Below are 20,146 nucleotides of genomic sequence, written 5' to 3'. Positions count from 1 at the left end.
GTTAAACGGACTTTTTACTGCTGTTCCTTAAAATTGCACGTATCTTTACCGCAAAGATACTATTATGTTGAAAGCCGGCCTGATAGGAAAGCCTGCAGAAGCAGGGCCAGATTTCAGCCACCCGAGGTTCCATCTTACAGGTTATTTCTGTCCGCCCGGACAAGGAACCGGAACAGAAGCTGACCCCGACCATTTCCTCCCGCCGGTTTCCAATGAGGCCCTGCTTCTTGAAAACGACGCCCTTATCTTCTTATATGCCGATAATGACATGATGGGGCTTATTACCGAGGCTGTAAAAATGTCGAGGCATATACTGATATGGAATGCCGACAGACTTGATCTGGATGATATCCGCCGTCTTATCAAGCTGAGGGATGAAGCCGACAATGTCGTCCATATAAGACGGTTCGGCCGAAGCAGTCCCCTGCTCAGATCGTCGTTAGCCACAATATCCCATCCATCAATGTTCAGTTTGAAAAAGGCCTTTACCCCCAGTTATCCGGAGAACGGGAATCCGGTGTTTCACCGGCACCTTCTTACAGCAATTGATGCCCTGCTCTACCTGTGCCCGGGCAATATAAAAAAGATCAATACGATGCGGCAAAAATCCGGTATGGCATCAACAGGGCTTCTCAGCACATCACTCTATTTTGAGAACGGGTCGGCGGCCAATCTGCTGGTGTCCGACATCAGCGGCGAAGACCTCTTTGTTATCGAGGCATACCAGGCAAACAGACTGGTGAAGATAAATATCGGCAACCAGAAAGTGGATGTCTTTGAAAGAAACGGCAGAAGCTGTGTAACCGCGCAAAATAAGGAAACACCTGGAATAACGACTGAACAACTTACCCACTGTGAACTTGAAAATTTCTCAATGGCTATAGAGGGCCGCACTCCGTCAGTTGACCAGCTTTATGAAATGGCCCGGTTAAGGGAGATATGCAGGGAGATCGTTGAGAGATCAGGCTACACCTGCTAGATTAACCTTTACAGGAGATGAGGAGCAATATCTTCAATGATCTTACTGTTTCCGGTTGCCTGAACAATCCCCAAATATTAAAAATTGACAGTATATCCGGCACTAATTAAAAAATAATTCATATCTTGCCCCACTCAGGTTTAACAATTCCGTATGATCTAACCTCTACCAGGAAAATTAAATAAGCGATTCCGAACATGTCATTTTGCAGTGACATGCGGATCATGTTGTATTATCTTTCAACCAGTTTCCTGGAAATGAGAAACAAGAGACTTCAGACTTTTTTTTACCTTTTCGTCGATATCATATCTTCACTGACGGCCTGGATAATATTTTATGTTTTCTATGTCAAACAATCCGGTTTTGAGCTTTTTTCAGGCTTGCATGATCACCCCGAACTGATAAGGGGCGCTGCCCTTTTTCCGGTTTTCTGGATATTCCTTTACTATTTCTGGGGCTTCTACAATAACACCACCAGGCGTTCACGCCTGAAGGAGCTGGGCGCATCACTGACTGTCACTTTGTTTGGCACTCTGATCCTTTTCACTTTTCTCATCTACACAGATGTCGTGGCAGATCTCTCCAGGAGCTTCTACAATTCCTATCTTGCATTCTTCCTTATACAGTTTCTTTTCTCATACTTTCCGAGAGTGACGATCACTTCGATGACCATTTCTGCAATCCGGAAAGGAAGGCTGGGATTTAATACAATAATACTGGGCAGCGACAATAAAGCTGTATCCATTTACAAGGATATACAGGAACAGATAAGACCCACCGGAAATAAGTTTGTGGGATTTGTTAACATTAACGGCAACAATACATATCTACTTGAAGAATATATGCCACATCTGGGCGGACTTGACAAGCTGGGTGAAATAATCTCGAAGTACGAGGTGGAGGAAGTCATTATTGCCCTCGAACCAAGCGAAAACGGAAAAATTGAGAAGATAATAAACCTGCTTGACGACCGTGATGTGGAGATCAAGGCAATACCGGGAATGCAGGATATTCTAACCGGAAGGGTGAGGATCAACACCATTGTGGCAACCCCGCTGATACAGGTAAGCCATAATCTTATGACTCCGTGGCAATATAATCTGAAGCAGGGACTTGACATCATCATTTCAGTTGCAGCTCTGATATTGCTGTTGCCGGTTTCCCTGGCCATAGCTATCTGGATAAAGTTCGACTCACGGGGATCTTTAATATACAGTCACGAACGGATAGGCCGGAATGGCAAACCTTTTACAATCTATAAATTCCGGACAATGATAGAGAACGCCGAACAGAACGGACCGGAGCTCTCCTCTGAGAACGATGCCAGGGTAACCCGTCCGGGAAGATTCCTGCGAAAGACAAGACTCGACGAGATACCAAACTTCATCAATGTCCTCAAGGGGGAGATGTCAATAGTAGGACCCCGTCCGGAAAGGCAGCATTACATAGATCAGATCGTAAAGGAGGCACCCCATTACAGGTTGCTGCTCAGGGTAAAACCGGGTATCACTTCATGGGGACAGGTAAAGTACGGATATGCCGTAAATGTTCAGCAAATGCTGCAACGGCTCAAGTATGATATGATATACCTTGAGAACATGTCAATATTTGTAGATTTCCAGATACTCATACTTACGGTACTGACGATCTTCAAACAAAAAGGGGTGTGACGCTTTTTGTTTTTTGTCGGTAATTTGATAAATTGTGGATTCAAACCATTTAAACGCGGCAAAATGATGAAAAAAAAGAAGTTTGCAGTTGTACTTGCCGGATGCGGTGTTTATGACGGCAGTGAGATACATGAGGCAACCATGACCCTTTATGCAATAGTAAGGAACGGTGGAGAATATGAAATATTTGCACCCGACATACCCCAGCATCATGTGGTTAATCACATAACCGGTGAGGAGATGGATGAGACGCGGAATGTGCTTGTTGAATCAGCGCGCATAGCCCGTGGAAGTATCAGAAAGCTGGATGAGTTCAGGGCAGATGACTTTGACGCCATACTATTCCCCGGAGGGTTCGGGGTGGCCAAAAACCTTTCAGGATTTGCATTTGACGGACCTGAATGCAAGGTAGATCCCGGTGTTGAAAGAGTTGTGAAGGAGATGGTCAGCAAAGGCAAACCTGTCGGAGCTCTTTGCATCGCCCCTGCAATAATGGCCAGAATTCTTGACAAGCCGGTGCTCACTATAGGACAGGATGCAGAAACAGCAGAGGCCCTGGAAAAAATGGGAGCAACTCATAAAAAGACAGGGCACGGGGAGACAATAGTCGATACCCGGTACAAACTCGTTACGTCACCCTGCTACATGCTTGATGCAAATATTGTGCAGATTGGCGAAGGGGCCGACGCTGTTGTCAAGGAGCTCATCAGATTACTGTAACTGCCGGGACATCAGACAGAATTGATCATATCTGCCCGTTATCGATCAGAACAAGGATCTGATCGATCAGTTTGTCTTCTCCCTCGGCATCGAAGGTGTTTTTGAGATTGGAACCAAAAAGCCTGGCAACAGCCTGCCAGAAAAATGCGGAAAATGACCCCCTCAGCTCCCTGACAAGCTCGTAGGAAGTGTTTCCGGTTTCCCGGTCTATCAGCTTAATCAGTAACCGCCCCTGCGTAATTGTAAGTTTTTTAAGTTCATCCTCAAACTCATTCATCAACTCCTGTTCAACCTGCTTTACGAATGCCCTCCGATCCCTCTCTGTCTTCAGCTCCAGAAAGGCGTGGTTCATCTCATCCAGCTTCTCTGCCGCAAGCAGCGCATACGGATATACTATCTTAAGATTATGGATAAGCCTTTGGTAGCGTCTGTATTCACGCCGGCTTGAGAATTGCGGAACAGGATAGATACTGACCTCTTCAATTGATGAATGCAGGATGGTATCCCCTCTCCATACTGTTTGCTTCAGTATCTGGAACTCCCTTATGATTGTTGTATCATCATGCAGTTCCTGGCCATTCATAAAATGGCAGCAGGCAAAAAGAATAATTGTTATGGAAATAATTTTCCTCATACTGTTTTAAACGGATTGCAGCCCTCTTAATTATGACCCGTACAAATAATTCCGGTAACGGTATTACATTTACAAATTTAGTTCCAAAAACGGTCACATCAAAAATCAAAAAGAGAATCGACCTTCTGTGTCAATTTTAATATCTTTGAGCGCTAACTGAAAAAAGAGGGAATTGGCAGAGAAGCTTCACCACAGGAAACCATCCAATAAATTTGTTAAATGGCTCCTCATAACGGCAGGCACCACCTCCCTGGCACTGGGCAGTCTGGGAATCGTGGTCCCGCTTCTTCCAACAACCCCGTTCCTGTTATTAACGGCCGCATGCTATATAAGAAGCTCTGACCGGCTGTACCGGTGGCTGATGAACCACCGGGTATACGGAAAATTCCTTCATAACTACATAGAGCACAAAGCAATATCGAGAAATGTAAAAATTTGGAGTATTGCCATTTTATGGCTAACAATTATCACATCGGCAATTTTCTTCATATCGGCCACCTGGCTGAGAATACTGTTCATTGTAAAAGCTGCCGTGGTAACACTTCATATTAATTCCTTCAGAACCCTCAGGTAGGGAGGACGGCACACCGGCCCTCCTTCAGCATCTTTTCCGGCAGTACAAAATGCCACCTTAGTGATATTAAATTAATATCTTTGCAGTCCGCAAGCGGATATTATATAGGACTTTTAACTGTCATCAATAATCTATGGGAAGCAGGATTGAACCAAATGTATCTTCTGAGATCGGTCAGCTCGAAGCTGTCATTATCCATCCTCCCGGCCCCGAAGTGGAAAATATGACGCCGGGTAATGCTGAAAGGGCACTATACAGCGATATACTTAACCTTTCGGTCGCACAAAGAGAATTTTCCGAACTGGAGCAGGTACTCAGGAAATACACACACGTATTCCGTGTAAAAGAGCTTCTTGAAGAGACACTTGCTATCGATGAAGCAAGGAAAAGTCTTACAGGTAAAATATTTGAGGCCGGAGAAGATACTGAACTCAGGGAGTACCTGGGTAAAGCAGATAACCGGGATCTGGCAGGTTTGCTGATAGAAGGCGTCGTAATGCAAAAGAACACCCTGACGCGGTTCCGCAGCAAGGAACGCTATTCATTACCCCCTCTCCATAATTTTTTCTTTGCCAGGGATGCGGCTATCACCTTGCCCGGATCTGTTTTTATAAGCAGCATGGCAAACAGGATCAGGGAGAGGGAGACACTGATAATGGATTCTATCTTCAATTTCAACGAACATTTCAGAACCCAAACAATCAAGATGAACGGTAAGCCGGCTACAACCATAGAGGGGGGTGATGTGCTGGTTGCAAGGGAGGATATTCTGCTTGTCGGTTTAGGTGCACGCACCAGCTCACAGGGGATAGATTGTCTTATTGACATGATCAGGAGTCAGGAAAACGGAAAAAAGTATGTTATTGTGCAGGAGCTTCCGGTCAGGCCGGAGTCGTTTATCCACCTTGACATGGTGTTCACCCTGCTTGACAGGGACTGCTGTATGGTTTATGAACCTGTAATTTACAGGACCAGCAATTACCAGACTGTCATCATTACCATCGAAAACAACAGGGTCAGCTCGATAAAGGAAGAGAGGAACATACCCGAGGCACTGTGCAGTCTGGGAATGGATCTTAAGCCGGTATATTGTGGTGGCAGGACCGATGACTGGATCCAGGAGAGGGAGCAGTGGCACAGTGGGGCCAATTTCTTTGCACTTGCACCTGGCAAAATCATCGGATACGCCAGAAACAGCTACACAAATGATGAACTGAGCAAAAACGGTTTTGAGATTGTTACCGCCTCCGATATCATCTCAGGAAAGGAATGTATAAACGATTATAAAAAAGTTCTTGTCACACTTGATGGTTCAGAGCTTCCACGTGGCGGAGGCGGCCCCAGGTGCATGACAATGCCTGTAAAAAGGAAACCTGTAAACTGGTAGCAGTTACTTATACCGCCTTCCTGACCAGGTCGGCCGATTCCTGCAGGGTAACGGCAGAGTATACCTCCAGACCCGACTCATCTATAAGCTGCCTGGCTTCTTCAGCATTGGTTCCCTGGAGGCGCACAATTACCGGTACATCAATGTTACCTATACTATTGTATGCATCAACAATTCCCGTGGCTACCCGATCGCATCTGACTATCCCTCCGAAGATATTTATAAGTATGGCTTTCACATTTGGATCCTTCATTATTATGCGGAAACCTGCCTCAACGGTAGCAGCGTTGGCAGTCCCCCCCACGTCAAGAAAGTTGGCGGGGTCGCCGCCTGACAACTTGATGATGTCCATCGTGGCCATGGCAAGTCCGGCTCCGTTTACCATGCAACCTACATTGCCGTCAAGCTTGATGAAGTTGAGCCCGAATTTACCGGCTTCGACCTCATCGGGGTTTTCTTCGGTTATATCCCTCATTTCAGCATACACAGGATGACGGAATAACCCGTTATCATCAAGTACTACCTTGGCATCGGCTGCAAGGATAAGATTGTCTGATGTCTTGAAAACCGGGTTTATCTCGAATAGCGAAGCATCCGAATTCTCATATGCCTTGTACAGGGATTTGACGAAGCCGGTCATCTCCTTGTAAGCCTTCCCGTGCAGCTTTAAATTGAATGCGATCTTCCTTGCCTGGAATTCCCTTAACCCAACGGCAGGGTCAATCTCTTCGCGGAAGATCAAATGAGGCGTCTTCTCAGCAACTGCCTCTATGTCCATACCCCCTTCAGTTGAATAGACTATTATGTTCCTCCCCTTTTCCCTGTCGAGCAGCACACTCATATAATACTCGGCAATCTCGCTTTCACCGGGATAAAAAATACCCTGTTCAACCAGCACCCTGTTTACCAGCTTGCCTTCAGGACCGGTCTGATGGGTAACAAGTGTCATGCCCAGTATCCTCCCGGCAAAGTCTGCTACCTCATCAAGGGTTCGGGCGATTTTCACACCTCCACCTTTGCCACGTCCTCCGGCATGTATCTGCGCTTTTACAGCCCAGCTTCCGGCACCGGTTCTTTCCTTTATCTGTTTTGCAGCATCCAGGGCAGCCTCAGGGGAGTCTACTACTTCCCCGTCAGGTACTGCCACACCAAACTGCTTTAAAATATTCTTGCCCTGGTACTCATGTATGTTCATAAACTATATCTTTGAAAGTATCAAAAATATTCATTTTTTTAACACGATTCATTGAAAATGGTTCACTAATCTCAATTATTGATGTCTCGCAGAAAATTGTTACTCGATGAACTGGGCAGAAAAACAGTCAAAGGATTTAAGAGTGCAGAAAAAACTCCGGTAATCATTGTGCTTGACAATGTAAGAAGCCTGAACAATATCGGTTCGGTATTCCGGACTGCCGATGCATTTCTCGTAGAGGCCATTTATCTTTGCGGATTCACTGCAACACCGCCCCACAGGGACATTCATAAGACAGCCCTGGGTGCAACCGAGTCGGTCGATTGGGAACACATCCCGTCTGCAAAAGAGGCTGTCGAAAGACTTAGAAAACGGAATTATCAGATAATTGCACTGGAACAGACCAAAGGGAGTACCTCTCTAGACCGGTTTTACCCGGAAAAAGATACCGGGTATGCACTTGTTTTCGGCAACGAGGTAAATGGTGTGTCGCAGGAGGTGATTGATATCAGTGACCTGTGTGTTGAAATACCGCAGTTCGGAACCAAGCACTCCTTTAATATTGCGGTAAGCACAGGCATAGTTTTGTGGGATCTTTATACAAAGAGGGCTGCCCGTTAAGGCAGCCCTCCTGATACCGGAAAAAGAATTTCCTGTTTTAGTTTACTATCGAGATGAAAGTGTCATCACGGAAGAAACGGCCAAACTCCATATTGGTCTTGGCATGCTCCTTGAGCGATGCATCCATCCTTACTGCTGACCTCAATGCTCCCATAGCCATAGATGAGTCCTGCCTCCTGGCTCCGACAATGGCCATCAGGTAGTGTGTCATAGCACAGGGCTCCTCTATGTTGTTGAGGATCCTGAGGGCATCGTCATTGTTGTTTTGCAGCAACCTGACAAGTGCATTGTTAACCTCGGGCATATTACCGAAGTGTCCTGCAGCTTTGGCATATTCAGCCTTCTTGATGGCAATTATTCCAAGGTTGTAGTTTGTCTCGCTTGTGGGTGAGGCCACTGAAGAGAGAAGTTCCTCTGCCTGATCAAGGTTTCCTTCGAGAAGTGCAACAGCTCCGAGGTTATTCTTGATAACATCGTTGTCCTGCAGGTTGCGGGCGGACTGGAATGCCTGCTTTGCAGCGGCAACATTGCCAAGCTCAACCTGTACCACACCAATGCCGTTAAAGGCCCTGAAGCACCGGGGGAACTGTTGTGAAGTCCTGGTATATATTTCAAGCTTCCGGTTCAGGTCTTCAAAAAGGGTGGCTGTATAAAGCATCTCCTCCATATTCAGCTGTGTATAATCACTGCCGTATATCTGCCTCAGCTCGTCATCGGAATAACCGATACGCTCAACGTTTATCTCCATTACCGAACGGCGGAGCTGGGGAAGGATTTTATCGGCAAGCTCTTCAAAGACAGCGGTCATATTCTTTATCTCCCTTTCACGGACTTCAGGGTCGCTGTACATGGAAAGTACGCGCAGGATAAGCTCCCTGTCCTGTATCTCTGATTCCTCGAGCAGTTCTTTGAAGCCTTCCCAGTCCTCGCCAAGAGCCCTTGCTGTATAGAAATTATCCGCCTTCTCTACATCAACTCTCCTGAACTCGCTGGTCAGGACCCTGTCAGAAGTTTCCCTTCTCTGGTTTGCAAGCCTCTCGTTGAAGCTTATCGGGCCGTCAGGTGAAGCATACGCGCTAATGCCAGCACTCTTGAGTTCAGTGCGCTCATCGGCTACAGCCTCTTCAAGGAATTTCCGGAATTCTGCCAGCCTGTCAGACCTAAGCTCGCTCTGGCGAACATCGGCGCGGTTAATGACATAGAATATGGCCGATTCCTTTGTTTCAGGTATAATCCTCTGGAACCTGTCACCTACCAGCACCGGGCGTGCATCATTCATCACGAGAGTTGAGGTGGCGATCACACCATCTGCTATCTTAATGGGATCAAAATCCATTTCATTGTTGCGCAACCTTGCATTAACCCGCACAACAAGCTCAGAAACCCTCATGTCGTCGGTGAAGGGAATTTTGTCGTTATAGTTGAAGCTTCCTCCATCTCGGCGAATAACCTGATGGTTGTCACGCACATTCTCCCCCTGCATGGTAATGCTTGAAAGAGCTGCTTCACCACCCTCCCATGTAAGCACGGGGGTAACTTCAAGTATTGCATTTCTGTGGAAATAATTTGCAGGATAGGTACCCCTGATGGTGACCTCAACCTCACCGGCATGGGTCTCCAGAACCTCAGGTGTAACATTGTATCTTACATCGGCGGCATCATTTCTCATTTTGTTAAGGCCACCGCAGCTGCTTAGCACGATAAGCGCCAGGAAAAACAAAGCTAGGTTAAAATGCGTCTTCTTCATAGTTCATTTTTTTATTTAATTACACAAATCTGTTTTGGTCAATGGCGTAAATTATTTGTTTATAATATTTATATATTACCCGAGTGCATCAAGTGCGGGAAAACGGCTGTAATGTTCAATAATTCTGATTCGCCTGTTTTTCCAGCTTTTACAAACTTAATATATTTTTGAGATATATATCAAGAATCACTACCAAATTTTAAAAAAAATATTACAAAACCACCCTATTTATGCCATATTGGTAATTTCCTGCAAAAATCAGCGTCCTGATGGCATCAAAATCGCCCCTATCTGACACAAAATCGATACCCCCTGTTTCAACAACGAGAAACCTGATATCACTCCTCTGCTTCATGAACTCAAAATAGGATCTTCTGACCCGGTCAAGGTAATCTGCCGTTATTGACTGTTCATATGACCTGCCCCGAGTCTTTATGTTTTCCAGTAAATTTTCCGGCTCATTATGAAGGTATACAACAAGATCAGGCTTTGGAACCTGCAACTCCATTATGTCGAAAAGCTGCCTGAACAGCCTGTACTCATGACCTGAGAGTGTGGCACCCGAAAATATGAGAGATTTGGGAAACGAATAATCAGATACGGTAAATGAACCGAAAAGGTCCTTGCCCGGCAACTCACTTCTCAACTGGTTAAACCGCCCGGCCAGAAACGATAGCTCAAGCGGAAAAGCATACCTTTCAGGATCCCGGTAAAACCCGGGAAGAAAAGGGTTCTCAGAAAACTGCTCCAGGATCACCCTGGCATTGTACTGCTCACCAAGCATTTTGGTGAGAGTAGTCTTGCCGGCACCTATATTACCCTCAATTACAAGATAATTCAAACTTTCCGTCAAATTTTTCACATGTTTTGTTCAGCAGGCGAAAAGTACATTATTAATCGGAGATTGTCAATACCTTAAATCCAATTGTCAAACAGGCCCGAATGGGACTTGCACCCTGCAGGTAAAGAACATGCATGGTACACAAAAAAAGCAGCGGAACTGCCGCTGCCATTGATCCCAGTTAACACTGGAAAAAGTTATGCTAAATTTAATTTTTGTCGGCCGGTCTTTCAGGTCTCGGCAGCAATGCCTTCCGCGAAAGCTTAAGCTTTCCTGTTTTACTGTCAAGATCGATCAGCTTCACATCGACCTCTTCACCTTCCTTCAGCACATCCTCAACCGCATTTGTTCTTTTCCAGTCAATTTCCGATATATGAAGAAGTCCTTCCTTGCCGGGCAATATCTCAACAAAGGCACCGAACGGCACAATTGACTTGATAATGCCCTTGTAAATAGTTCCTATTTCAGGGACGGCAATTATACTTTTTATCATGCGCATTGCAGTATCAATAGAATCTTTGTTATCGGCAAAAACATCTACATAGCCGAAATTATCAATCTCCTCAACTACAATGGTCGCATTGGCCCTTGCCTGGATATCCTGGATAATCTTTCCGCCCGGACCGATAATGGCGCCGATCATGTCTTTCGGGATTCTGATCTGCTCAATACGCGGTGCGTGGGGTTTGAGATCAGGTCGCGGCTCACTGATGGTCTCCACCATTTTGTCAAGTATGTGAAGCCGTCCTTTCCTTGCCTGCTCAAGTGCCTTTGCAAGCACCTCGTATGACAGGCCGTCAACCTTGATATCCATTTGCGTTGCCGTAATACCGTCATAGGTTCCGGTCACCTTGAAGTCCATGTCACCAAGGTGGTCTTCGTCACCAAGAATGTCTGAAAGGATGGCGTATTTCCCTGTTTTGGTATCGGTTATCAGTCCCATCGCAATGCCTGAGACAGGCTTCCTGATTTTAATACCCGCATCCATCAGAGCCATGGCGCCGGCACATACAGTGGCCATTGATGAGGAACCGTTCGATTCGAGAATATCTGAAACAATCCGTATTGCATATGGGTTTTCGGAATCATTCGGCACCATACCCTTTAATGCCCTGTGGGCAAGATTGCCGTGCCCGACCTCCCTCCGTGAAAGTCCACGAACCGGTCTTGCATCGCCTGTTGAATAAGGCGGGAAATTATAGTGCAGCACAAACTTGTCCTTGCCTTTCCTCAACACCTCGTCAATCATTTTCTCATCCAGCTTTGTGCCGAGTGTTACCGTGGTAAGCGACTGTGTCTCTCCCCTGGTGAACAGGGCTGACCCGTGTGCTGCCGGGAGGAAGTCCACCTGGCAGTCGATAGAACGTATCTCGTCAGTCTTCCGGCCATCAAGCCTGATGCTCTCATCGAGCAGCAGGTTCCTTACAGCATCCTTCTGAACATCATGGTAGTATCTCCCTATAAGTGCAACATTAGGTTCAGGATCCTCCGGAAGGGATTCAATGAATTCGTCCCTGATCTTTTTGAATGCCTCTGACCTCTCATGCTTTGCCTTCACACTTTTGGCCACCTCGTAGCACTTACCATACAACTCTTTACGCATCCTTTCCCGGAGTTCCTCATCATTCACTTCGTGCGAGTATTCACGCTTCAGGGTCCTTCCTGCCATCTCCGCCAGCTCCATCTGTGCGCGGCACTGAACCTTGATCGCTGCATGGGCAAGCTCCATCGCCTCGAGCATGTCTGCCTCAGACGCCTCTTTCATCTCTCCCTCAACCATCAGTATATTATCGATTGTAGCGCCAACTATCAGGTCCATATCGGCCTTCTCAACTTCAGAGAAGGTGGGGTTTATTCTGAACTCGCCTTCAACCCTGGCTATACGGACCTCCGAAATGGGCCCGTTAAAAGGAACATCTGAAACGGCTAGTGCAGCAGATGCGGCAAATCCCGCAAGTGCATCGGGCATTATATCCTTTTCGGCCGAGATAAGGTCTATGGTGACAAATGTCTCGGCATGGTAATCGGCAGGGAACATCGGACGCAGGACACGATCAACCAGCCTGCATATAAGTATCTCATTATCGCCGGGCCTTGCTTCTCTTTTCATGAAACCTCCCGGTATACGGCCTATTGAAGCAAATTTCTCCTTGTACTCAACGGACAGGGGCATGAAATCAACATTCTCCCTGGCCTCCTTTGCCGACACAACAGTTGCCAGCAGCATAGTCCTGCCAGTCTTCAGCAAAACAGCGCCATCAGCCTGTCTTGCAAGCCTTCCGGTCTCAAGGGTGATGGACCGTCCGTCACCCAGATCTATAGTTTTTTCAACAACATCAAACATAAATAATCAGAATAAATAAATTAGAATTGGGAAATCAATACAAAAAAGGGCAATTGTTCAATCGCCCTTTTTGTCTATTTCCTAAGCTTAAGTGACTTTATAATCGCGCGGTAGCGTTCAATATCCCTCTCTTTAAGGTATTCCAGCAGTCGCCTTCGTTTACCAACCAGTTTAACAAGTGCCCGCTGGGTGCTGAAGTCCTTTGGGTTGGACTTCAAATGGCTGGTCAGGTGGCTTATACGGTATGAAAACAAAGCAATTTGTCCCTCGGTACTGCCTGTGTTAACGGCAGTTTCACCATACTCCGCGAATATTTCCTTTTTCTTATCAGCTGTCAGATACATCTTTTTTGTAAAATTTATTGATTACATCCATTTTAAGACCTGCAAAAATAACCTATTTTTTTTATAACTCAATAAGATTCACGAAAAATAATACTTGTGCCCATTTCACACTCAAGGCATCGCCTGTATGCGCAAAACTCATTCTTGAGTTGCAGAAGAGCCTGTGACTGCCAGGCATTTTCAGGGTTTATGCCTGACCCGGACCATAGGGCAACAATGGAGTTGTATTCTGGTGGGAGCATTTTCAGAAATCCGACGGCTCTCCGGTAATACTCCTCTTCATGCCTGTATTTACCATAAAAGGCAAGCACAGGGGCTACAGCATTAATAATCAAAGACCTTACGGCAAAAGCACCAAGATTTTTGGGCTTAAGTTTTGACGGTCTGTTGAACAGGAACCTTGTATCCCAGTAGCCGGATGCCTTGACGCTAAACAGGTCTGTCAGGGATCTTATATCCCGGCACTCAACGACCGAGGAAAAAACAGAAGTTTTTTCGCATATGAAGGAAGCAAACTGTGCAAGTCTTATCGTTGGAAAATTGGCAGGCCGGAGCCGTAAAAACTTCCACAGATGCTTTCCAACCGGCTCGAGGCCGTATTTTCGTTTTAAAAAGGAATACTCCTTTCTGAGTGTCATGTAATAGTCATCAGCTGAAACGTTTGCACCAATAGCAAAGCCCTCTTCAATTCCCCCGGGGGACTGCGTTACCGGATCCCCTTTTAACCTCGCCCCGTTTTCATCGCTCAGAAACCCGGCCTGACCGAAAATCATTGCCTCCAGCTGCAGAAGGCTATCACTGTGTTTAAGCAGGTATTTGTAGGGAAGCGATCTGGCAACCAGCTCAAAGCCCATGCTGTTGAGACGGAAGCCAAAATTCCGCGCAAGCTGCTGGTAAAATGTCTCCTCCCAGCATTTGTTGTTCATATACCAAAGTTGCCTTACCTGGCCTGCCTTCTCATCAAGGCGTAATTCTGCAGCCCGGTCAAGACATGTTGACCGGACAGCGGGTCTCACCCTTTTCAGATACGGCTGGCAGGCAATCCTGCAACTGCTGTCCAGAAGGTGGTTGTATGTTTCTCTCAGTGTTTCGTCAAACTTTAGCACCGCTGTGGGAATATCCTCTCCGTTTGTACGCTTCACTTCTGCATCGGGATTGATCACAAGCTGAAGGATGACAGTATCATATATTCTGTTGTTGTGATGGCCATGCCTGATCCAGTCGGAGCTGTTCACGTGTATTTCAATATTACCTGCAAGCAATATGCCACCTATCCTTATAAGGGCATTGAAGAAGTCCGGTCCGTCACTATTATTGCGCTCCCCGCTGCTGAGCACCTCAATTCTTTCTTCCTCACGGCCTACAGTGAACAAGGGTTGGTAGAGCCCCTTCTTCCATATATAATGAAGAAAATCCTCAGTCATTACTTAACCGTTGAAGCTACACTAATAAAGTTAAGAAATAACTGAACAAATAGCAAGGATAAACTTAATTCCGATCAGGTGATCAGACCTTTCTCCCTGAGCAGGACAGCCATCTCATTTTTCAGCATGGAAGCCTTCAGTCTGGCGGCAAGATCAAATTCATCGCTTTCATCTGCGTGGATCACTGCCCTGGATGAGTTTACCAGGAGTCCGCACTGGTCATTGAGCCCGTTTTCGGCCACAGCGGCAAGGCTCCCGCCCTGAACACCGACCCCCGGTACAAGCAGGAAATGGCCCGGAACGATTTCGCGGGCCCGTCTCAGCATTCCGGGTTGTGTTGCTCCTACCACAAACATCATGTTATCAGGAGTTCCCCAGCCTGAAGCAGTGCTTATCACCTTTTCAAACAGCTGCATACCGGTTTCCTGATCCTTCATGAACTGAAAATCGGCAGCTCCGGAATTGGAAGTAACGGCAAGCAACACCGTCCACTTATCCTTTATATCAAGAAAAGGACGAACCGAGTCCTCCCCCATATAAGGAGCTACGGTTACCGCATCAAAACCATAGGTTTCGAACCAGGCTCTTGCATACCTTTTGGAGCTGTTTCCGATATCACCCCTCTTGGCATCGGCAATCAGGAAGATTCCGGGATCCTTCTTCCTGATATATTCAACAGTCTTTTCGAGGCTCCATAACCCACCTGAACCGGCTGACTCGTAGAAGGCAATATTTGGCTTATAGGCAACAGCCAGCTGATGCGTTGCATCTACAATCCTTTTGTTGAACTCATAAACCGGATCGTCTGTTTCGAGTATGGATTCCGGGAATTTTGATATATCAGGGTCTAGTCCGATACAAAGGAAACTCTGTTTCTCACGGATTTTCTGAAAAAGATCATCGGCTGTCATCAGTTTTGGGATTGAGTTTTACAACAACCCGAACGGGCGGTCAAATTGCACTGGCCTTAAGCCTCTCGGCATTTTCGGCCATCTGCAATTTGTCTATTATTTCATCCAGGTCGCCATCCAGTACGGCTGCCAGGTTATACAATGTCAGGTTTATCCGGTGATCGGTTACCCGTCCCTGCTGGTAATTGTAAGTCCGGATCTTGGCCGACCGGTCACCTGTCGAGACCATGGTCTTTCTTTTTGAGGAAATATCATCAATATACTTCTGGTATTCGAGGTTATAAAGCCTCGTCCGCAATTCAGCCATCGCCTTGTCGAGATTCTTCAACTGGGACTTCTGATCCTGGCATGTGACAACAATTCCACTCGGTATATGGGTCAATCTGATTGCCGAATACGTGGTATTGACCGACTGCCCTCCCGGGCCCGAGGAACAATAAGTATCCTTCCTTATGTCATCACTCCTTAGATCAATATCAAACTCCTCTGCCTCAGGCAATACTGCGATCGTGGCAGCAGATGTGTGTACCCTGCCCTGTGTTTCTGTCTGTGGCACCCTCTGTACCCGGTGAACCCCCGATTCGTACTTCAGTATACCGTAAACACCCTGGCCGCTCACATTGAAAACTATCTCCTTGTAACCTCCCGCTGTTCCCTCGCTGAAGTGTGTGACCTCAACCTTCCACTTTTTCGCTTCACAGAACTTATTATACATCCTGAAAAGATCGCCGGCAAAAATACTGGCCTCGTCACCTCCTGTCCCCGCCCTGATCTCGACGATCGCATTTTTCTCATCTTCAGGGTCTGCAGGCAGAAGTAAAAACCGTATTTTCTCCTCCATCGGCTCCAGGCGCTCCTGCAGTTCCTCAAGCTCCGTCCGTGCCATCTCTTTCAGTTCACCATCTTTCTCGGTTGCCAGGATCTCCTTTGCAGAGTCGATGTTACTGAGAATATTACTGTACTCCCTGTAAGCTTTCACAACGGGTTCAAGATCACGGTATTCCTTGTTAAGCTTTATGTAGCGCTGCATATCATTTGCAACGGCAGGATCAGTAAGCATCTGTTCCACCTCCTCAAACCTCAGCCTGACTCCCTCAAGTTTTTCAAGTATATTATTGCCAGCCATTCCTGAAAATTGTGATTTCCTGCAAAATTAGTAAATATTCACAGGCTTTGTATACATTTCGGCACAAGTTGTCATTAACCGCATTCTAAGAACTGACCGGCAGTATTAGCCAGACCAAATACTTTTGCTTTTCAGATATTATTTATTAGTTTTAAAATTTTCCCAAATCGACCACAGACAATGCTAAAAGAGAAAACAATAATTTTATTATTCCTTTTAAACCTGACTTTTATGCCGGTTGGCGGACAAACCGGTCCTTCATATCCCGGACAGGATACACTTCTGATTTTTTCAGGTTCAGGCGAAAACCAGATATTATTACACCATCTTGACTCCTCCACCTTTGAAATTGCAGTAACCTCAGAAGATCCCGAAATCCTGTCCGTAACGGATGTAATATATGTTACAGGGCAAACCTTTGCAATTGTTATGGTCGAAGAACAGGGGGAACCGGGACAGGTAAGCCTTGAAATCAGTATTGACGGCAGCATACGGTACCTGGAAGTTCATATTGTCAACTATCCGGCACGGGGTGTCAATTATGAGATACACGACATAGTTTTCTGGCAGACGGCAGTCCCCCTGGGAGAGGTTCCGATATTTGATACAATACTTGAGTATGCAAGGAACCCCCACTTTGATCTGAACTGGGAAGAGATCCCTATAACGGTTAACATGGACTGCACTTCTCCTGTTTGCTGGGGTTATGATTTCTATACAGGCTTTTACACAGGATATTTTATAGCGCCGGAAACAGGCGCCTATAATTTCTATATGCAGTCGGCAGACAATACTGCCCTGTGGCTGAGCGACGGAACTGACATGAATAATGCCGCTGTAATTATTGACAGGGGCGAAGGCATAGGAACAAGTGCGGGTCAGAACAGAATCAGGTCAGAACCCGTTGAACTGGTAAAGGGGAATATTTATGCATTCTATGCGACACAGTGGATAATTCACAACCCCGCAGGAGGATTACTGGTTGAGGGACCCCATAATGACCAGCCTGAATATCTTGGAGGAGACCTGGTCATGCCGCTGTATGATGTTGAGAAACCGACATCCCCTGAAAATCTTGAACTTGTATGGCGTGCAACAGAAAAGGCTTTTTTAAGCTGGGATGCTTCAACAGATAACTACCGGGTTGACGGTTACAATCTTTACCTGAACGGACTTGCAATTAATGACGATCTGATCCGGGGAACTTCGTTTGTGGCTGACAGCCTGATCGAAAACACAGTATATTATGCACTTGTAACTGCTGTTGATGATGCGGGCAACGAATCTTTTGTCAGCAATACACTTAAGTTCAGGACACATCCCGAAGATACCATACCTCCCTCACCGCCCGCCGAAATTGAGCTGCTTCAGGCTACCGGACTTGCAATGGAGTTACAATGGACTGGCGGTGAAGACGGAGAGACAGAGGTGATCGCCTACAATCTCTATGTTGACAACAACCTTTATAATACAGCAGGCTATATTTATGACACCAGCATTATTATTAAGGGTCTCAGGCCAGTCACCTCCTATGAAATCACTGTCGAATCGGTAGATGCCGGTTTCAATGTATCTCAACCAGGTGATGTGTCTGTCTTTTCCACGACTGAGTACGACCCGCTTGAACCCGACAACCTGGGGATTAACAGCGGCAGGGTTGTCATCCATGATCAGAACATCTCGCGAAATGAGGGTTTTGGCATCAATGGCCCCTACGAAAACCGTGAAATGGTTGACAAGGCCGAGATAAGGGAACTCCTGAGGGAACTGCAGCCTGGTGCAATCCGGTGGGGGGCCATTACTGCCAACAGCAAGTCGTTTGCCGCTCATACCGGCACAGGCCATAACAATAACACCTACGGCAGGGTGATGAATTTTGCCAATGAACTTGGTGCCAGGTTTGCCCTTACTGTTGGAGTGCAGGATGGAATCGATTACAGGAAAGAGCCTGAAACATTCCTTCGCCTTATGGAGTATCTTGGAGGGCCCGCTGACACACCGGGTGGCGAAAGAAGGGCTGCAGAAGGTTTCACCGGGCCTCTGCTTGACAACAGCAAGGGTGTTCTGATTGAGTTCGGGAACGAGGTTTGGGGAGCATCGGCCCACGACGCTGAGATTGGATCGGACTATAAGGTATACCGTGAATGGGCAAGGGAGATGGCAGGGGTTATCCGTTCTTCGCCCTATTATGACCCTGAGAAGATAACCATGGTATACAGCGGGAGAAACCCGGAACCCTGGTACGGGGTAAACCGTTCGGTACTTACGGGAGACCGCGGGGAAGTTGAATGCCTCGGTGTATCGGGCTACCTTGGCGGCAACCTTGATTATGACCCTGCTATTCCGCGCGGAGACAGTGAGCTCGATTATTACAACAGCGGTATTGCACTTGCCCGCAGTAAATTATCGGGGATGCAGCAGACCATGGATAATATGATGCACCTGACCGGCACACTTAAATCTTTCTACCTGTATGAGTCTAATATGACCAGAACCAATTATAACGGCCGGTTCGGACAGGCGATCCTGATGACCGATTATCTTGCTGCCGGCATGGAATACGGCTCAATTGTACCCAGTCTCTTCCACCTGACGGGCGGACAATGGCGCATTACAAGGCCAGCTGAGAATTACCGCCAACTTCCGCTGTTCATTACCGGAAAATATTTCAACAGGTTCTGCAAGGGGCATAACATGAAAACCGAATTCCTCACGGCAAACAGTTTAACCCACAGAGACGGAAGATCAATTAACTGGGAACCGGTTGGAACCTATGCCTACAATCGCGGCGAAAACTTTTCCATTTTGCTTATCAACAGGGATTTCACTGAAGATTATACGATCCAGGTCAGTCTGCCCGGAGAGATTGCATTCTCTTCAGATGCCATGATGTATACAATCTGGGAGGATGATTTCAGCTCCTTTGATTACAATATTGATTCCATCAGCATAGCATTGACTGACGGCATGTTCGTTGAAATTCCACGTCATGCAATGATAATCATTGCTGCCACAGGAGACGATCCTGGCTATGAAGAACTGCCGCTCGGATACTATAACCGGATAAGGCCCGACAGCATATATGTCCGCACCGATGGCGACGGACATATTTCGGCTGACAGGCAGAGATTAAATATCTATGCCACGGTATTCCCCGAAAACGCCCGGTTCAGGAAGGCGAACTTTGAAGTGCTTGAGAATACCACAGGGAGTTCCAGGACAGATTTCGCAACAAACCGGGTGATGTTCACCGGATCCGGCAACGCGGAGGATGAAGGCCATATAGTGCTGCGTGTATATGCGGCTGACAATCCTGATGTTTCTGACACACTGGTGATCAATGTCAGCAACCAGGCACCTGTAAACATTGAGGAAGCAAAACCCGGATCAAATAATCAGTTCTTCTACCCTAATCCGGCAGGAGACATACTATATCTTCAGGAAAGTGTTGAATCAGGATCACTGGTCGGCATATTTGACACCGCCGGCCGCCCTGTAATGCAACTGAGACTGGCTGACACGCATCTACTGCAAATAGGTCAACTGAAACCGGGCAATTATATAATCAGGATAGAGAGTCCTGACGGTAAAGTCTACAGTGGTATATTCACCAGGAAATGATCTGCCTC

16 protein-coding genes are annotated in these 20,146 nt (G+C 46.7%); 7 read left to right on the top strand and 9 right to left on the bottom strand.

Translation table 11 applies throughout. The features are described 5' to 3' along the window. Positions 1 to 64: 64 nt before the first annotated feature. The 3 genes from EA408_02690 to elbB all read left to right on the top strand — a co-directional run bounded on the left by EA408_02690 (position 65) and on the right by elbB (position 3,369). Positions 65 to 979 carry a hypothetical protein gene (locus EA408_02690; protein TVR74629.1) on the top strand — a complete coding sequence of 305 codons (915 nt, stop codon included), beginning with the start codon at positions 65 to 67 and terminating at the stop codon, positions 977 to 979. 197 nt (positions 980 to 1,176) lie between these two features. Then, positions 1,177 to 2,649: a sugar transferase gene (locus EA408_02685; protein ID TVR74628.1), complete on the top strand. Its 1,473-nt coding sequence runs from the start codon at positions 1,177 to 1,179 to the stop codon at positions 2,647 to 2,649. 63 nt (positions 2,650 to 2,712) lie between these two features. Beyond that, on the top strand, positions 2,713 to 3,369 hold the full coding sequence (gene elbB / locus EA408_02680) for an isoprenoid biosynthesis protein ElbB (GenBank protein ID TVR74627.1): 657 nt from the start codon (positions 2,713 to 2,715) through the stop codon (positions 3,367 to 3,369). Between the two features lie 25 nt (positions 3,370 to 3,394). On the opposite strand, the gene EA408_02675 is transcribed toward elbB, so the two are convergent. After that, positions 3,395 to 4,003, bottom strand: coding sequence for a DUF4294 domain-containing protein (locus EA408_02675; GenBank protein TVR74626.1), 609 nt, complete (start codon positions 4,001 to 4,003; stop codon positions 3,395 to 3,397). A gap of 229 nt (positions 4,004 to 4,232) precedes the next feature. Between EA408_02675 and EA408_02670 the strand changes: the two genes are divergently transcribed. Both EA408_02670 and EA408_02665 read left to right on the top strand, forming a co-directional pair. After that, complete coding sequence (locus tag EA408_02670; protein ID TVR74650.1) at positions 4,233 to 4,577, top strand: DUF454 domain-containing protein; 345 nt, start codon at positions 4,233 to 4,235, stop codon at positions 4,575 to 4,577. 133 nt (positions 4,578 to 4,710) lie between these two features. Beyond that, positions 4,711 to 5,964, top strand: a complete 1,254-nt coding sequence (locus EA408_02665; GenBank protein TVR74625.1) for an arginine deiminase — start codon at positions 4,711 to 4,713, stop codon at positions 5,962 to 5,964. A 7-nt stretch (positions 5,965 to 5,971) separates the two neighbouring features. Here the strand turns inward: EA408_02665 and EA408_02660 are convergent, their stop codons facing one another. Continuing rightward, positions 5,972 to 7,159, bottom strand: coding sequence for an ADP-forming succinate--CoA ligase subunit beta (locus EA408_02660; protein TVR74624.1), 1,188 nt, complete (start codon positions 7,157 to 7,159; stop codon positions 5,972 to 5,974). Between the two features lie 81 nt (positions 7,160 to 7,240). Between EA408_02660 and EA408_02655 the strand changes: the two genes are divergently transcribed. Further along, complete coding sequence (locus EA408_02655; GenBank protein TVR74623.1) at positions 7,241 to 7,780, top strand: TrmH family RNA methyltransferase; 540 nt, start codon at positions 7,241 to 7,243, stop codon at positions 7,778 to 7,780. Between the two features lie 37 nt (positions 7,781 to 7,817). Here EA408_02655 and EA408_02650 read toward each other — a convergent pair whose 3' ends face one another. From EA408_02650 to prfA, 7 genes are all read right to left on the bottom strand, one after another. Continuing rightward, positions 7,818 to 9,449, bottom strand: a complete 1,632-nt coding sequence (locus EA408_02650) for a hypothetical protein (GenBank protein ID TVR74622.1) — start codon at positions 9,447 to 9,449, stop codon at positions 7,818 to 7,820. A 289-nt stretch (positions 9,450 to 9,738) separates the two neighbouring features. Then, positions 9,739 to 10,389, bottom strand: a complete 651-nt coding sequence (locus tag EA408_02645) for a deoxynucleoside kinase (protein ID TVR74621.1) — start codon at positions 10,387 to 10,389, stop codon at positions 9,739 to 9,741. A gap of 187 nt (positions 10,390 to 10,576) precedes the next feature. Beyond that, the gene (gene pnp / locus EA408_02640; protein TVR74620.1) at positions 10,577 to 12,712 is read right to left on the bottom strand and encodes a polyribonucleotide nucleotidyltransferase; all 2,136 of its coding nucleotides are present in this window, start codon (positions 12,710 to 12,712) and stop codon (positions 10,577 to 10,579) included. Positions 12,713 to 12,786: 74 nt separating this feature from the next. Next, positions 12,787 to 13,056 carry a 30S ribosomal protein S15 gene (locus tag EA408_02635; GenBank protein TVR74619.1) on the bottom strand — a complete coding sequence of 90 codons (270 nt, stop codon included), beginning with the start codon at positions 13,054 to 13,056 and terminating at the stop codon, positions 12,787 to 12,789. A gap of 68 nt (positions 13,057 to 13,124) precedes the next feature. Continuing rightward, the gene (locus EA408_02630) at positions 13,125 to 14,480 is read right to left on the bottom strand and encodes a DUF2851 family protein (GenBank protein ID TVR74618.1); all 1,356 of its coding nucleotides are present in this window, start codon (positions 14,478 to 14,480) and stop codon (positions 13,125 to 13,127) included. 74 nt (positions 14,481 to 14,554) lie between these two features. Next, positions 14,555 to 15,391: an orotidine-5'-phosphate decarboxylase gene (gene pyrF, locus EA408_02625; GenBank protein ID TVR74617.1), complete on the bottom strand. Its 837-nt coding sequence runs from the start codon at positions 15,389 to 15,391 to the stop codon at positions 14,555 to 14,557. Positions 15,392 to 15,431: 40 nt separating this feature from the next. After that, complete coding sequence (prfA, locus tag EA408_02620; GenBank protein TVR74616.1) at positions 15,432 to 16,517, bottom strand: peptide chain release factor 1; 1,086 nt, start codon at positions 16,515 to 16,517, stop codon at positions 15,432 to 15,434. A gap of 180 nt (positions 16,518 to 16,697) precedes the next feature. On the opposite strand from prfA, the gene EA408_02615 reads away from it, so the two are divergent. Further along, positions 16,698 to 20,138, top strand: coding sequence for a T9SS C-terminal target domain-containing protein (locus EA408_02615; GenBank protein TVR74615.1), 3,441 nt, complete (start codon positions 16,698 to 16,700; stop codon positions 20,136 to 20,138). Positions 20,139 to 20,146: the final 8 nt, after the last annotated feature.

The organism is Marinilabiliales bacterium, from assembly GCA_007695015.1.
Taxonomy (GTDB): domain Bacteria; phylum Bacteroidota; class Bacteroidia; order Bacteroidales; family PUMT01; genus PXAP01.
This window is presented reverse-complemented; position numbering and strand designations above follow the sequence as displayed.

Coding starts and splice junctions, on each gene's coding strand:
- EA408_02690 (TVR74629.1), top strand. CDS start 65: ATGTTGAAAGCCGGCCTGATAGGAAAGCCTGCAGAAGCAGGGCCAGAT.
- EA408_02685 (TVR74628.1), top strand. CDS start 1,177: ATGTCATTTTGCAGTGACATGCGGATCATGTTGTATTATCTTTCAACC.
- elbB (TVR74627.1), top strand. CDS start 2,713: ATGATGAAAAAAAAGAAGTTTGCAGTTGTACTTGCCGGATGCGGTGTT.
- EA408_02675 (TVR74626.1), bottom strand. CDS start 4,003: ATGAGGAAAATTATTTCCATAACAATTATTCTTTTTGCCTGCTGCCAT.
- EA408_02665 (TVR74625.1), top strand. CDS start 4,711: ATGGGAAGCAGGATTGAACCAAATGTATCTTCTGAGATCGGTCAGCTC.
- EA408_02660 (TVR74624.1), bottom strand. CDS start 7,159: ATGAACATACATGAGTACCAGGGCAAGAATATTTTAAAGCAGTTTGGT.
- EA408_02655 (TVR74623.1), top strand. CDS start 7,241: ATGTCTCGCAGAAAATTGTTACTCGATGAACTGGGCAGAAAAACAGTC.
- EA408_02650 (TVR74622.1), bottom strand. CDS start 9,449: ATGAGAAATGATGCCGCCGATGTAAGATACAATGTTACACCTGAGGTT.
- pnp (TVR74620.1), bottom strand. CDS start 12,712: ATGTTTGATGTTGTTGAAAAAACTATAGATCTGGGTGACGGACGGTCC.
- EA408_02635 (TVR74619.1), bottom strand. CDS start 13,056: ATGTATCTGACAGCTGATAAGAAAAAGGAAATATTCGCGGAGTATGGT.
- EA408_02630 (TVR74618.1), bottom strand. CDS start 14,480: ATGACTGAGGATTTTCTTCATTATATATGGAAGAAGGGGCTCTACCAA.
- pyrF (TVR74617.1), bottom strand. CDS start 15,391: ATGACAGCCGATGATCTTTTTCAGAAAATCCGTGAGAAACAGAGTTTC.
- prfA (TVR74616.1), bottom strand. CDS start 16,517: ATGGCTGGCAATAATATACTTGAAAAACTTGAGGGAGTCAGGCTGAGG.
- EA408_02615 (TVR74615.1), top strand. CDS start 16,698: ATGCTAAAAGAGAAAACAATAATTTTATTATTCCTTTTAAACCTGACT.